The following is a 13,257-nucleotide window of genomic DNA, read 5'->3' as shown; positions in this document are numbered from 1 at the left end:
CGGTACCTCGCGGCCGCGGTGACTCCCCGTGATCACCGTCACGCCCACCGGTGACCGCCGGTCTCGGTGAGCGGCAATCCCCGCCCAGCCGAACACCCGGGAGCGCCCTCCGGCAGGATCGGGGGTGAGCACCACGGAGGGGGAAGAGGCAGATGGCCGAAGACCAGTGGATCCGGCGCTACCACCCGGCGGAGAACGCCCCGGTCCGGCTGGTGTGCCTGCCGCACGCGGGCGGCGCGGCCTCCTACTTCCACCCCGTCTCCCAGGCGCTCGCCCCGGCCGCGGACGTGCTCGCGGTGCAGTACCCGGGCCGGCAGGACCGGCTGGGCGAACCTCCGCTGCGGTCGGTGCCGGAGCTGGCCGACGAGGTCACGCGAGCGTTGCTGCCCTGGCTCGACCGGCCCGTGGTGCTGTTCGGCCACAGCATGGGCGCGGTGCTCGCCTTCGAGGTCGGGCTGCGGCTGGAAGCCCGGGGCACCCCGCCGGCCGCCGTGGTCGTCTCCGGCCGGCGCGCGCCGTCCCACCATCGCGAGGAAACCGTGCACCAGCGCGACGACGACGGCCTGCTCACCGACGTCGCGCGGCTGGACGGCACCGACTCGCGCGTGCTGAACGACCCGGAGCTGCGCGCGATGATCCTGCCCGCCCTGCGGGCCGACTACACCGCGATCGAGACGCACCGGCCGGCCGCCGACGCCAAGCTGACCGTGCCGCTCCACGCGCACACCGGGGTCGAGGACCCGCGGGTGAGCGTCGAGGAGGCCCGCGACTGGTCCGCGCACACCACCGGCGCCTTCAGCCTCACGACGTACCCGGGCGGCCACTTCTACCTGACCGCGCAGGCGCCCGCGGTCATCGCGGCTCTGCGGACCGTCCTGGCCGCGGCGTCGTAGGGTCTGGCGCGTGCAACTGCGAAGGGTGTTCGCCGGACTCGGCCGGAGCCGGGCGTTCGCCGTGATCGGCCGGGCGCTGGTGCCGGCCGACCGGGTGCTGGTGCGGGTCAGTGGCGGGCGGTTCGGCCTCGGCACGGCGCTGGGGCTGCGGACGCTGCTGCTCACCACGATCGGCCGCACCAGCGGCGAGCCGCGCCAGGTGCCGCTGCTCTACCTCGAGCGCGCCGGCGGTTACGTCGTCATCGCCTCGAACTGGGGCGGCGAGCAGCACCCCGCGTGGTCGGCGAACCTGATCGCCCGGCCGGACGCGACGGTCTCGGTCGGCGGCGGCACCGAGCTCGTGCGAGGACGGCGGCTCGAAGGCGCCGAACGCCAGGAGATGTGGGACGCGGTGGCCGCGTACTGGCCGGCCTACGACCGTTACGCGGTCCGGGCCGCGCACCGCGACATCCGCGTGTTCCTGCTCGAGCCCCGGCAGTAACCCGAAGGAGAGGGCATGCCGCACTACGCGATCCTGATCTACGAACGCGAGACCCCCGGCGGTATGGCCGACCTCCCGCCCGAGGTGCTGGCGGCGCACGGTCGCGTCGAAGCCCTCATCACCGCCTCGGGCGGCACGCTGATCGCGGGCTACGCCACCGAGCCGGACTCGATGACCCGCTCACGGCGTGGCCCGGTCGTCACCGACGGCCCGTTCGTGACGGGCGAGCAGGCGATGGCCGGTTTCCTCGTGGTCGAGGCCCGGGACCTCGGCCACGCGGTGGAGATCGGCGGGTTCGTGCCGGTGCTGGACGGCGGGGTCGAGGTCCGGCCGCTGCTCGGCGGCTGATCCCGGACCGCACCCGGCGGGCGCGGAGTTCGCGGCCCGGCCCTGGAGGTAACGGCGTTCGGGCAGGTTCGTGGTCCGCTGGGCCGCGCGCAGGTAGTGCTCGCAGGCCGCGGGCCGGTCGCCGGCGAGTTCCAGCAGGTGCGCGCGGACGGCGTCGAGCCGGTGACCCCGCCGCAGCCGGCTGTCCCCCTCGACGGTGGCCAGCAGCGCGAGGCCCGCGGCCGGGCCGTGGACCATGGCCACGGCGATCGCGCGGTTCAGCGTCACCACCGGGCTCGGCGCCAGCTCCTCCAGCACGCCGTACAGCTCGAGGATCTGCGGCCAGTCCGTGCTCCCGGTACTCGCCGCCTGGTCGTGCAACGCGGCGATCGCGGCCTGCACCTGGTACGGGCCGATCGGTCCGCGGCCGAGCGCGCGGCTGACCAGCTCCACCCCTTCGGCGATCATCGGCACCGTCCACCGGCGGCGGTCCTGCTCGGCCAGCGGTACCAGCGCGCCGTCGGGCCGGGTGCGGGCCGGGCGTCGGGCGTCGGTGAGCAGCATCAGCGCGAGCAGGCCCGCGATCTCACCGTCGGCCGGAAACCGGGCCCGAACCGCGCGGGTCAGCCGGATCGCCTCAGCGGTCAGCTCGACGCGGTGCAGCCTTTCACCCGAAGACGCCGTGTAACCCTCGTTGAAGATCAAGTACAGCACGTGCAGCACTACGCGCAGCCGTTCGGGCCGGTCCTCGGCGGACGGCTCGCCGAAGGTCGAACCGGCCGCGGCGATGCTTTCCTTCGCGCGGGTGATCCGCCGGGTCATCGTCGGCTCCGGCACGAGGAACGCGCTGGCGATCTCCGCCGTGCTCAGGCCACCAACCGCGCGCAACGTCAGCGCGACCTGGGAGCTCGGGGTCACGGCCGGGTGACAGCAGAGGAACAGCAGCGCCAGGGTGTCGTCCCGGTCCGGCGGCCGGTCCTCGCCCGGTCCGGGCACGATCCCCACCGGCTCCCGGACCGCCACTGCCTCCTCCCGGCGACGGCGCGCGCTCTCACTGCGCCACTGGTCGGTCAGCCTGCGGGTCGCGACGGTGAGCAGCCAGGCCCTCGGGTCGTCCGGCAGCTCGGACCACTGCTCGACGGCTGCGAGCAGCGCCTCCTGGACCGCGTCTTCACATGCTTCGAACTGCCCGTACCGGCGCACGAGCGGGCCGAGCACCCGGGGCACCAGCGGCCGCAGCAGCTGGGCCACGGCGTCGGGCGTCACCGGGCCGGTCATCAGCCGGGTTCGGTCCCGGGCTCGGCGCCGGCGAAGAACACCACCGGGCGGACCTCGATCCCCATGCCCTCGACGCCCGCGTCCGGGATCATCGCCGCGACCTCCAGCGCCCGGTCCCGGCTCTCGCACTCGACCAGGTAGAAGCCGGCCAGGAACTCCTTCGACTCCAGGTACGGCCCGTCCGTCACCACCGGCACCCCGCCGCGAACGCGGACCACGGCGCTGTCGGCCGGCGCGCCCAGCGCCTGGGTGCTGATCATCTCGCCCGAGGCGCGGATCTTGGCGATGAATTCGCCGTGCCCGGCCATCACGGACTCGCGGGTCTCCTCGGAGAGCGCGGCCCAGACCTCGGGATTCATGTGCATCGTCAGCAGGAACTTCACGTTTTCCTCCGTGTCACCGGTACCGCGGATCAACCTAGCGGAAGGGACCGTCACAACCGGTCGGCGATGCCGTCGAGCAGCTCGCCCGCGCTTCGACCCGACGGCGGCGATGTTCGGCGTGCAGTACGAGGCGGGCGCCTTCGTCCCGGACGGCCGCGGACCGGCCCCGGTCGACCACTACGACCCCGCCGACCGGCCCGGGTGCCGGGCGCCTGGCTCGGCTCGTCCGCCCCGACCACCGCCCTCGTGTCCACTGTGGATCTGGCCTCGTCCTGCTGACCGGTCCGGACGAGCACCGGTGGACGGGCGAAGCCGAGCGCTCGGCCTCCGGCTGGCCCGCGTGAGCGACCCCACCTGGCCGGCCGAGGTCAACGCCCTCAGGCGTCGTCGGAGGGCACCAGGGGCTTCGGTGCCGAGCGACCGGACCGGCCGGGTGACTGACCGGTCACTCGAACCGCGAGGCGTCCCCGGCGCCGTAGCGCACGACCTCGGCCTCACCCGAGGAGAAGTCGATCACCGTGGTCGGCTCGACCCCGCAGTCACCGGAGTCGAGCACGGCGTCCAGGACGTGGTCGAGCTCCTCCTTGATCTCCCAGCCCTGGGTGAGCGGGGCGCCGGAGTCGGGCAGCAGCAGGGTGCTCGACAGCAACGGCTCCCCCAGCTCCGCGACCAGCGCCTGCGTCACGACGTGGTCCGGGATGCGCACCCCGACGGTCTTCTTCTTCTCGTGCATCAGCCGCCGGGGCACCTCCTTGGTGGCCGGCAGGATGAAGGTGTACGGGCCCGGCGTGGTCGCCTTGATCGCGCGGAACACGGCGTTGTCCACGATCACGAACTGCCCGAGCTGGGCGAAGTCCTGGCAGACCAGGGTGAAGTGGTGCCGGTGGTCCAGCTTGCGGATCGCCCGGATCCGCTCCATGCCCCGCTGGTTGCCCAGCCGGCAGCCGAGCGCGAAGCAGGAGTCGGTCGGGTACGCGATGAGGCCGTCTTCGCGGAGCAGGTCGACCACCTGTCCCAGTGACCGTCGCTGCGGGTTCTGCGGGTGCAAGTCGAAGTACCGGGCCATGCTGGGGAGCTTAGGGGTGATCCTCTCGACCGGCGCGGGGGGCGGGAGGGCCGCCGCTGCGGCGGCGCGGCACAGTGACGCGGGAAGGAGGTTCCCCGTGGACGCACTCTGGTCGACCGGAGCGCAGTGGTCGCTGCTGCCCCCGGTCCTGCTCGCCCTGGTGCTGAGCACCGCCATCGGCCTGGAACGCGAGGTCGGCAACAAGGCCGCGGGCCTGCGGACGCACACCCTGGTCGGCGTCGGGGCCGCGGTGATCATGCTCGTGTCGAAGTACGGGTTCGCCGATCTGCTGCACACCGACCACGTGGCGCTCGACCCGTCGAGGATCGCGGCGCAGATCGTCTCCGGCATCGGCTTCGTGGGCGGCGGGCTGATCTTCGTCCGCCGCGACGCCGTGCGCGGGCTCACCACGGCCGCGACGGTGTGGCTGGCCGCGGCGGTCGGCATGGCCTGCGGGGCCGGGCTGCCGGTGCTGGCCGTCGCGACGACGATCGGGCTGATGGTGATCACCCGCGGTTTTCCGCCGCTTTCGCGGTTCATCGACCGGCATCGGCGCTCGCTGCCCATTCTGCGGTTGAGCTATGCCGATGGTCACGGAGTTCTGCGGAACGTGCTCACCGCCTGCACCGGACGGGGCTGGGTGGTGCACCAGGTCGCGGTCGACCGGGAGACGGTTTCCGAGGAGGGGCAACGGATCGCGGTCGTCACGCTGAGCCTGCAGGGCCGCGGCGACCTCACCGATCTGACCGCGGAACTGGCCGAGCTGCCCGGCGTCCGGAGCACCACCACGGGCGGGGACGACCCGCTCGAAGATTGATCGGGCTCCCGGGCCCCACAACCGCGCGATCTTGGGGCACTATGGATGGCACACGGAAAACCCCCGCACCGCAATGGATTCACGCGGCGGGGAGAAACCATCCAAATGGGAGGTGAGGCTATGGCCCCCGGCGCTGCGGTGGACCTGACGTCCGTCCGGCCGAGCTTCGACCCGAGCTGGCGCGGCTATCACCGCGGCCAGGTCGGGGAATTCGTGACCTGGGCGCAGGACGAGCTCCACCGGATGGCCGGCGAACGCGAAGCAGTGGAGCGGCGGCTGGCGCGGCTGGCCGAGCAGAACCGCGAACTGCGGGCGAAGGTCGACCGGATCAGCCGCGTCCCGATCGAGCCGGACGCGCTACAGGAACGTTCACGGCGGATGATCGAGCTGACTCGTGAAGAAGCCGCGGAGATCGCCACGCGCGCCAAGGAGAACGAGGAACGCTCACGGGCTGCCGCCGTGGCCGAGGCCGAGCGCCTCACCGAGGAAGGGCGCGCGCTCGTCGCGGCGCGCAAGGCCGAGCGCGAGCAGCAGCGCCGTGAGCACGAGGACTTCATGCGCGCCGCGGCCGCCGAGCGCGCCGAGGCGGACGCCGCCGCGCAAGAGCGCCGCCACCGGCTGGAGGACGACTTCACCCGAGCCTTGAGCATCCGCCGCACGCAGGCGCTGAAGACGCTGGCCGACCAGGCCGCCAAGGCCAAGGCCGAGGCCGAGGCGCTGGTCCGGTGCGCGACCGCCGAGTCCACCCGCCTGCGCACCGAAGCCGACCGGCACGCCGCCGAAGTCACGAAGGCCGCCGAAGAGCACGCGGCCCAGGTGACCACCGAGGCCGAGCAGCACGCGCGGAAACTGACCACCGAGGCCCAGGCGCGGGCGGAGAAGCTGACCGTCGAAGCCGAAGCGCACGCCGAGCGGATGACCGCCGAAGCCCAATCGCAGGCCGAACGGGTCAAGACCGAGGCGGACGAGCACGCCGCACGGGTGACCGCCGAGGCGAAGTCGCGGGCCGAGCAGGTCCGGACCGCGGCCGACGAGCACGCGGCCCAGGTGACCACCGAGGCCGTCCAGCTCACCGCCGAGACCGAGCGCTGGGTCACCCGGGTCAGGACCGAGGCGAACGAACAGGCCACCCGTGTCACCACCGAGGCCCAACGGCGCGGCGCGCAGCTCGCCACCGAAGCCGAGACCCGCGCGAGCCGCGTGATCACCGACGCCGAGCAGCACGCCGGCCGGGTCACCGAGAAGGCTCGGGACCAGGCCGCTCGGCTCACGGAACAAACCGACGCTCGCGCCGCCCGGGTCACCGCCCAGGCCGACGAGCACGCGGACCGCGTGAAGACCGCAGCCGATCAGCACGCCGCCCGGGTCACCACCGAGGCCGAACACCGGGTGGCCGAGCTGGCCGCGGTCCACGACCGGCTCAAGGCCAGTCTGTCCGGCTGCCGTGAGCTGCTGGCCACGGCGAACGCCGCGCTGGACCCGGGTGGCGACCCGGTGGTCGACCCCGATGCCGGCACCGTTCCCTTCCAGCGCCAGAAACGCACCCTGACCGAGGCCCCGGCGGGCTGAACCGCGGCGGAGCCCGCGAACTCGTGACCCGGCGAACCGGGTGACGAGCACCAGAGGTGTGACGGCGGCGGTTGCCTGTCCCACGCTGGCCGACCGCGTGACCCATCCGGTCTACAGCGCCTTCACGGCCTCGCTCGAACGCTGGGCCGGTCTCGGTGCGGTTGAGTCCGGGCTCCGAGAGCTACAGCCGCTATTCCAGCCGGTGCTCGCCCTGGTCGAGCCGGTGCCGCGCGCTGCCGGCCACACGCCTGGCGGCACTTCAGCCGGTGAGCCGGCCCGCGCCGCCGTGGCCCGGAACTGATACACCGGGAGGGTATGGTGGAGCCCGCACAGGGCGAACACGAAGGGGACGGTGCGCGATGACGGGCTACGGGAGTGAGCGGGATGCCTACCTCAAGCGCCTGCGCCGTATCGAGGGGCAGATCCGCGGACTGCAGCGGATGGTCGAGCAGGACAAGTACTGCATCGACATCCTGACGCAGGTGTCCGCGGCGACGAAGGCTCTCCAGTCCTTCTCGCTGGAGCTGCTCGACGAGCACCTGGCCACCTGCGTGGTCCAGGCCGCGGCGGCCGGCGGTGAGGAAGCCGATCTGAAGGTCCGTGAGGCCTCCGACGCGATCGCCCGGCTGGTCCGCTCCTAGCCCGCCCACGCGAAGAGGGCCTTCCCCCAGCCGGGAAGGCCCTCTTCGCGTGCGTTCAGCGAGCCGTGCGGAACCTACGCAGGCGCAGGCTGTTCGACACCACGAACACCGAGGAGGCCGCCATCGCCGCGCCCGCGATCATCGGGTTGAGCAGCCCGAACGCCGCCAGCGGCAGCGCCGCCACGTTGTAGGCGAACGCCCAGAACAGGTTGCCCTTGATCGTGCCGAGCGTGCGCCGGGCCAGCCGGATCGCGTCGACGGCCGAGCGGAGGTCCCCGCGCACCAGCGTGAGGTCGCCAGCTTCGATGGCCGCGTCGGTGCCGGTGCCCATCGAGAGCCCGAGGTCGGCCTGGGCCAGCGCGGCGGCGTCGTTCACCCCGTCGCCGACCATCGCGACCACCCGGCCCTCACCCTGCAACCGCTCGACCACGGCCACCTTCTCCTCGGGCAGCACCTCGGCCACCACCTCGGTGATGCCCGCGGCGTCGGCGATCGCCCGCGCGGCGCCCGCGTTGTCCCCGGTCAGCAGGACCGGGCGCAGGCCCAGGGCGCGCAGCCCGGCGACGGCCCCGGCCGAGGTCGGCTTGATCGTGTCCGCCACCACCAGCACCGCTCGGGCCACGCCGTCCCAGGCGACGAACACCGCCGTCGCGCCCCGGGCTTCCGCCGCGGACTTGGCCTCGGCCAGCGTTTCGTCGATGGTCACGCTCCAGCCGGCGAGGAAAGCCGCTCGCCCGGCCAGCACGGCGCGGCCTTCGACCACGCCGGTGACGCCCAGTCCTTCGCTGTTCCGGAACCCTTCGACGCCCGGTAGCTCACCGGCCCGCTCCCGCGCGCCGTCGGCGATGGCCCTGGCGATGGGGTGCTCCGAGGAGTGCTCCACGGCGCCGGCGAAGCGCAGCACCTCGGCTTCGGTGGTCCCGCTCCCGACGTGGACCTCGATCAGGGTCATCCGCCCGGTCGTGACCGTGCCGGTCTTGTCGAGCACCACGGTGTCGACGCGGCGGGTGGACTCGAGCACCTCGGGGCCCTTGATCAGGATGCCCAGCTGAGCGCCGCGACCGGTGCCGACCAGCAGCGCGGTCGGTGTGGCCAGCCCCAGCGCGCAGGGACAGGCGATGATCAGCACGGCCACGGCCGCGGTGAACGACTCGTTCGCGTCGGCCCCGCTCGCCAGCCAGGCGAGCAGCGTGACCAGGGACAGCACCAGCACGATCGGCACGAACACCGCCGAAACGCGGTCCGCGAGCCGCTGCACGGCCGCCTTGCCGGTCTGCGCCGCCTCGACCAGCCGGGCCAGCTGCGCCAGCCGGGTGTCTGCGCCGATCCGGCTCGCCCGCACCACGAGCCGGCCGCCGACGTTCACCGTCGCCCCGGTCACCGCGTCGCCCACCGCGACCTCGACCGGCACGGACTCGCCGGTGATCATGCTGACGTCGACCGCTGAGCCGCCCTCGGCGACCACCCCGTCGGTGGCGATCTTTTCCCCGGGCCGCACCACGAAGGAATCGCCGACCCGCAGTTCACCGACCGGTACCCGGACCTCCCGGCCGTCACGAAGCACGGCGACGTCCTTCGCGCCCAGCTCGAACAACGCTCGCAGCGCGGCGCCCGAACGACGCTTCGACCGAGCTTCGAAATAGCGACCGGCCAGGATGAACGTGGTGACGCCGGCGGCGACCTCGAGGTAGCTGTTGCCGGTACCCGAGCCCGGGGTGACCGTGAACTCGAACCCGTGCCGCAGCCCGGTCATCCCGGCCGCGCCGAAGAACAGCGCGTACAACGACCACAGGGTGGCCGCGGCCACGCCGAGCGAGACGAGCGTGTCCATCGTCACGGCCCCGTGACGCAGGTTCGTCCAGGCGGCGCGGTGGAACGGCCAGGCGCCCCACACGACCACCGGGGCGGCCAGGGTGAGGCAGAGCCACTGCCAGTTGTCGAACTGCAGGGCCGGGATCATCGACAGGAGGATCACCGGGACCGCGAGCACGGCGGAGTAGATCAGCCGCTCACGCAGCGGGCGGGTCTCGTCCTGCGATGCTTCGGGACTCACCGGCTCGGGCTTCTGCGCGGTGTAACCGGTGGCCTCGACCACGCCGACCAGTTCGTCCACGGAGACGGTGCCCGGGAACTCGACGTGGGCCTTCTCAGTGGCGTAGTTGACGCTTGCGGTGACCCCGTCGACCTTGTTGAGCTTGCGCTCCACCCGGGCCGCGCACGAGGCGCACGTCATCCCGCCGATGACGAGTTCGACCGTCCGGGCTTCGGTGTGCGCTGCCGTGCTCATACTGCCTCCTCGACGCCTCGGGTGATTACGCCACGAGCCGGTAGCCGGCCTCGGTGACGGCCGCCGAGACGGCGTCCGCGGCGAGCGGGGTCTCACTGGTGACCTTCACGCGACCCGACTCCAGGTCGACGTCAACCTGGTGCACGCCGGCGAGCTCACCGACCTCTTCCCGCACCGCTCCGACGCAGTGCGCGCAGGTCATGCCCTCGACGGTGTAGGTCGCTTCGGTCATCGGTCCGGCTCCTTCGGCTTCGATCGGCCCCCCTGATTTCTTTATACCCCTCCGGGGTAGGGGTTCACCATCCGGCCCGGCTGTGGGCCTGGTTACCCGCCCCGGCAGACTGCGGGGATGCGGAAGATCTACGCGATCGGGATCGGCGCCGGCGATCCCGAGCACCTGACCGTCCAGGCCATCGACCGGCTCAACCGGGTCGATGTCTTCTTCGTGCTCGACAAGGGCGACGCGAAGGCCGATCTGGTGCGGCTCCGTCAGGAGATCCTGGACCGCTTCGTGACGGGCTCGGACTACCGCGTGGTGAGTGCGAAAGACCCGGAGCGCGACCGCACGCCTCAGGACTACCGGGCCGCGGTCGCCGACTGGCACCGCCAGCGAGCCGAGGTCTACGAACGCCTGATCCTCGATGAACTGGCCGACGATCAGACGGGCGCGTTCCTCGTCTGGGGTGACCCTTCGCTGTACGACAGCACCATCGCGCTGATCGAGGCGGTGCTCGCCCGCGGGAACGTCTCGTTCGGCTACGAGGTGGTGCCGGGGGTGAGCAGCATCTCCGCGCTGGTCGCCCGGCACCGCACCACGATGAACCAGATCGGCCGCGCCGTGCACCTGACCACCGGGCGGCGGCTGGCCTCGGGCTGGCCTGATGGGGTCGACGACGTTTTCGTGCTGCTCGACGCGCACACGACGTTCGACCGGTTCGCGGGTGCGGGTCTGGAGATCTACTGGGGCGCGTATGTCGGGACGCCGGACGAGATCCTGCGTTCCGGACCGCTCGACGAAGCGCTCGCGGCCGAGATCCGCTCGGTGCGGGCGGAAGCGCGGGAACGGCACGGGTGGATCATGGACACCTATCTCCTGCGGCGGCCGGCCTGAGCCGGTTTCGCGGGAGGGTCCAGAAATGGCAGCAGGGCCCCGGGAGGACGGTGTCCTCGACCGGGGCCCTGCTGGTTGGTTGAGTTCGGCGGTGTCCTACTCTCCCACAACCCTTCGGTTGCAGTACCATCGGCGCTTCCAGGCTTAGCTTCCGGGTTCGGAATGGGACCGGGCGTTTCCCTGGGGCTATGACCACCGAAACACTGTAAAACAACACACACTCACCACCGTGTTGTGTGGTGGTGTCGGGTGTGGTGTTTCAGAGCTGTAGAGTGGATGCGTAACATCTTCGTGGGCAAGTCCTCGGCCTATTAGTACCAGTCAACTCGACAACACATTACTGTGCTTCCATTTCTGGCCTATCAACCCAATGGTCTGTTGGGGGCCTTAACCCACACGGGGTGGGATACCTCATCTTGGAACAGGCTTCCCGCTTAGATGCCTTCAGCGGTTATCCCTTCCGAACGTGGCCAACCAGCCATGCCCCTGGCGGGACAACTGGCACACCAGAGGTTCGTCCGTCCCGGTCCTCTCGTACTAGGGACAGCCTTCCTCAAGTATCCTACGCGCGCGGCGGATAGGGACCGAACTGTCTCACGACGTTCTAAACCCAGCTCGCGTGCCGCTTTAATGGGCGAACAGCCCAACCCTTGGGACCTACTCCGGCCCCAGGATGCGACGAGCCGACATCGAGGTGCCAAACCATGCCGTCGATATGGACTCTTGGGCAAGATCAGCCTGTTATCCCCGGGGTACCTTTTATCCGTTGAGCGACACCCCTTCCACCAGGTGGTGCCGGATCACTAGTCCCGACTTTCGTCCCTGCTCGACATGTCTGTCTCACAGTCAAGCTCCCTTGTGCACTTGCACTCAACACCTGATTGCCAACCAGGCTGAGGGAACCTTTGGGCGCCTCCGTTACTCTTTAGGAGGCAACCGCCCCAGTTAAACTACCCATCAGGCACTGTCCCTGAACCAGATCATGGTCCGAGGTTGAGATTCCCAATTCGACCAGAGTGGTATTTCAACAACGACTCCACCACCACTAGCGTGACAGCTTCACAGTCTCCCACCTATCCTACACAAGCCGAACCGAAAACCAATACCAAACTATAGTAAAGGTCCCGGGGTCTTTCCGTCCTGCCGCGCGTAACGAGCATCTTTACTCGTAGTGCAATTTCGCCGGGCCTGTGGTTGAGACAGCCGGAAAGTCGTTACGCCATTCGTGCAGGTCGGAACTTACCCGACAAGGAATTTCGCTACCTTAGGATGGTTATAGTTACCACCGCCGTTTACTGGCGCTTAAATTCTCAGCTTCACCCCCCGAAAGGAGTTAACCGGTCCTCTTAACGTTCCAGCACCGGGCAGGCGTCAGTCCATATACATCGTCTTGCGACTTCGCATGGACCTGTGTTTTTAGTAAACAGTCGCTTTCCGCTGGTCTCTGCGGCCACCCACCCCTAGCCCGTCAAGAGCTTCAGGATGTTTGGCCCCCCTTCTCCCGAAGTTACGGGGGCATTTTGCCGAGTTCCTTAACCACAGTTCACCCGATCGCCTTAGTATTCTCTACCTGACCACCTGTGTTGGTTTGGGGTACGGGCCGTGCATGCACTCACTAGAGGCTTTTCTCGGCAGCATAGGATCACTCTACTTCACCTCAAACGGCTACGCATCACGTCTCAGAGTATCTAAAGCACGGATTTGCCTATGCTTTCTCCTACACGCTTACACCAGGACAACCAACGCCTGGCGGAGCTACCTTCCTGCGTCACCCCATCGCTTGACTACTACGAAATCAGGTCCCACGCTCCACACGACACCTCCGTCCGAAGACATCAGCGCCGGCTTCGGGTGGTTAGTATCAAACGCCTCGTCATGGGCGCACATGCTCGGGTACGGGAATATCAACCCGTTGTCCATCGACTACGCCTGTCGGCCTCGCCTTAGGTCCCGACTTACCCTGGGCGGATTAGCCTGGCCCAGGAACCCTTGGTCATCCGGCGGCAGAGTTTCTCACTCTGCATTCGCTACTCATGCCTGCATTCTCACTCCCACACCCTCCACGACTCGTTCACACGGCCGCTTCCCTGGATGCAGGACGCTCCCCTACCCATCAACACGACTACACAACCCCCTCAAGGAAGGTCGCGGATCTCCTGTGTCAATGACACAGCTTCGGCGGTGTGCTTAAGCCCCGCTACATTGTCGGCGCAGGACCACTTGACCAGTGAGCTATTACGCACTCTTTCAAGGGTGGCTGCTTCTAAGCCAACCTCCTGGTTGTCTGGGCAATCCCACATCCTTTCCCACTGAGCACACACTTAGGGGCCTTAGCTGGTGTTCTGGGCTGTTTCCCTCTCGACGACGAAGCTTATCCCCCGCCGTCTCACTGCCACACTCTCAC

The 13,257-nt window shown here is 69.7% G+C and carries 11 protein-coding genes, 2 rRNA genes and 1 pseudogene; 7 read left to right on the top strand and 7 right to left on the bottom strand.

Annotated elements, in window-relative coordinates; all coding sequences use genetic code 11:
• Positions 1-152: 152 nt before the first annotated feature.
• The 3 genes and pseudogenes from NYF13_RS26445 to NYF13_RS26435 form a co-directional block, all read left to right on the top strand.
• Positions 153-893, top strand: a complete 741-nt coding sequence (locus NYF13_RS26445; protein WP_315660455.1) for an alpha/beta fold hydrolase — start codon at positions 153-155, stop codon at positions 891-893.
• Between the two features lie 16 nt (positions 894-909).
• Complete coding sequence (locus NYF13_RS26440) at positions 910-1,374, top strand: nitroreductase family deazaflavin-dependent oxidoreductase (RefSeq protein ID WP_315661250.1); 465 nt, start codon at positions 910-912, stop codon at positions 1,372-1,374.
• Between the two features lie 15 nt (positions 1,375-1,389).
• Positions 1,390-1,647: pseudogene (locus tag NYF13_RS26435) on the top strand (hypothetical protein); the annotation flags it as partial.
• Here the strand turns inward: NYF13_RS26435 and NYF13_RS26430 are convergent.
• From NYF13_RS26430 to NYF13_RS26420, 3 genes are all read right to left on the bottom strand, one after another.
• The gene (locus NYF13_RS26430; RefSeq protein WP_315660454.1) at positions 1,555-2,979 is read right to left on the bottom strand and encodes a DUF6596 domain-containing protein; all 1,425 of its coding nucleotides are present in this window, start codon (positions 2,977-2,979) and stop codon (positions 1,555-1,557) included. The pseudogene NYF13_RS26435 and the gene NYF13_RS26430 overlap by 93 nt on opposite strands.
• Entirely contained in the window at positions 2,979-3,362 is a 384-nt protein-coding gene (locus NYF13_RS26425) for a YciI family protein (RefSeq protein ID WP_315660453.1), read from the bottom strand. Before NYF13_RS26425 ends, NYF13_RS26430 begins: the two co-directional genes overlap by 1 nt.
• A 445-nt stretch (positions 3,363-3,807) precedes the next feature.
• Entirely contained in the window at positions 3,808-4,428 is a 621-nt protein-coding gene (locus NYF13_RS26420; protein WP_315660452.1) for an L-threonylcarbamoyladenylate synthase, read from the bottom strand.
• 97 nt (positions 4,429-4,525) lie between these two features.
• Here NYF13_RS26420 and NYF13_RS26415 point away from each other — a divergent pair, with 97 nt between their 5' ends.
• The 3 genes from NYF13_RS26415 (at position 4,526) to NYF13_RS26405 (ending at position 7,455) form a co-directional block, all read left to right on the top strand.
• Positions 4,526-5,245, top strand: a complete 720-nt coding sequence (locus tag NYF13_RS26415) for an MgtC/SapB family protein (protein WP_315660451.1) — start codon at positions 4,526-4,528, stop codon at positions 5,243-5,245.
• A 120-nt stretch (positions 5,246-5,365) separates the two neighbouring features.
• On the top strand, positions 5,366-6,814 hold the full coding sequence (locus NYF13_RS26410) for a hypothetical protein (protein ID WP_315660450.1): 1,449 nt from the start codon (positions 5,366-5,368) through the stop codon (positions 6,812-6,814).
• A 359-nt stretch (positions 6,815-7,173) separates the two neighbouring features.
• Entirely contained in the window at positions 7,174-7,455 is a 282-nt protein-coding gene (locus NYF13_RS26405) for a metal-sensitive transcriptional regulator (protein ID WP_043785431.1), read from the top strand.
• Positions 7,456-7,510: 55 nt separating this feature from the next.
• Here NYF13_RS26405 and NYF13_RS26400 read toward each other — a convergent pair whose 3' ends face one another.
• Both NYF13_RS26400 and NYF13_RS26395 read right to left on the bottom strand, forming a co-directional pair.
• Positions 7,511-9,742, bottom strand: coding sequence for a heavy metal translocating P-type ATPase (locus NYF13_RS26400; RefSeq protein ID WP_315660449.1), 2,232 nt, complete (start codon positions 9,740-9,742; stop codon positions 7,511-7,513).
• A 25-nt stretch (positions 9,743-9,767) separates the two neighbouring features.
• Positions 9,768-9,974, bottom strand: coding sequence for a heavy-metal-associated domain-containing protein (locus tag NYF13_RS26395; protein WP_315660448.1), 207 nt, complete (start codon positions 9,972-9,974; stop codon positions 9,768-9,770).
• Between the two features lie 117 nt (positions 9,975-10,091).
• Here NYF13_RS26395 and cobF point away from each other — a divergent pair, with 117 nt between their 5' ends.
• Positions 10,092-10,853, top strand: a complete 762-nt coding sequence (cobF, locus tag NYF13_RS26390) for a precorrin-6A synthase (deacetylating) (RefSeq protein WP_315660447.1) — start codon at positions 10,092-10,094, stop codon at positions 10,851-10,853.
• Between the two features lie 83 nt (positions 10,854-10,936).
• Here cobF and rrf read toward each other — a convergent pair.
• Positions 10,937-11,053: ribosomal RNA gene (gene rrf, locus NYF13_RS26385) — 5S ribosomal RNA — on the bottom strand.
• A gap of 91 nt (positions 11,054-11,144) precedes the next feature.
• Positions 11,145-13,257, bottom strand: a 23S ribosomal RNA gene (locus NYF13_RS26380); the annotation flags it as partial.

Origin of the sequence: Amycolatopsis sp. PS_44_ISF1 (assembly GCF_032335455.1) — a bacterium.
Lineage (GTDB): Bacteria > Actinomycetota > Actinomycetes > Mycobacteriales > Pseudonocardiaceae > Amycolatopsis.
This window is presented reverse-complemented; position numbering and strand designations above follow the sequence as displayed.

Bases quoted from the DNA above. Each gene is read 5' to 3' on its own strand.
- NYF13_RS26445 (WP_315660455.1), top strand. From the start codon at position 153: ATGGCCGAAGACCAGTGGATCCGGCGCTACCACCCGGCGGAGAACGCC.
- NYF13_RS26430 (WP_315660454.1), bottom strand. From the start codon at position 2,979: ATGACCGGCCCGGTGACGCCCGACGCCGTGGCCCAGCTGCTGCGGCCG.
- NYF13_RS26420 (WP_315660452.1), bottom strand. From the start codon at position 4,428: ATGGCCCGGTACTTCGACTTGCACCCGCAGAACCCGCAGCGACGGTCA.
- NYF13_RS26410 (WP_315660450.1), top strand. From the start codon at position 5,366: ATGGCCCCCGGCGCTGCGGTGGACCTGACGTCCGTCCGGCCGAGCTTC.
- NYF13_RS26405 (WP_043785431.1), top strand. From the start codon at position 7,174: ATGACGGGCTACGGGAGTGAGCGGGATGCCTACCTCAAGCGCCTGCGC.
- NYF13_RS26400 (WP_315660449.1), bottom strand. From the start codon at position 9,742: ATGAGCACGGCAGCGCACACCGAAGCCCGGACGGTCGAACTCGTCATC.
- NYF13_RS26395 (WP_315660448.1), bottom strand. From the start codon at position 9,974: ATGACCGAAGCGACCTACACCGTCGAGGGCATGACCTGCGCGCACTGC.
- cobF (WP_315660447.1), top strand. From the start codon at position 10,092: ATGCGGAAGATCTACGCGATCGGGATCGGCGCCGGCGATCCCGAGCAC.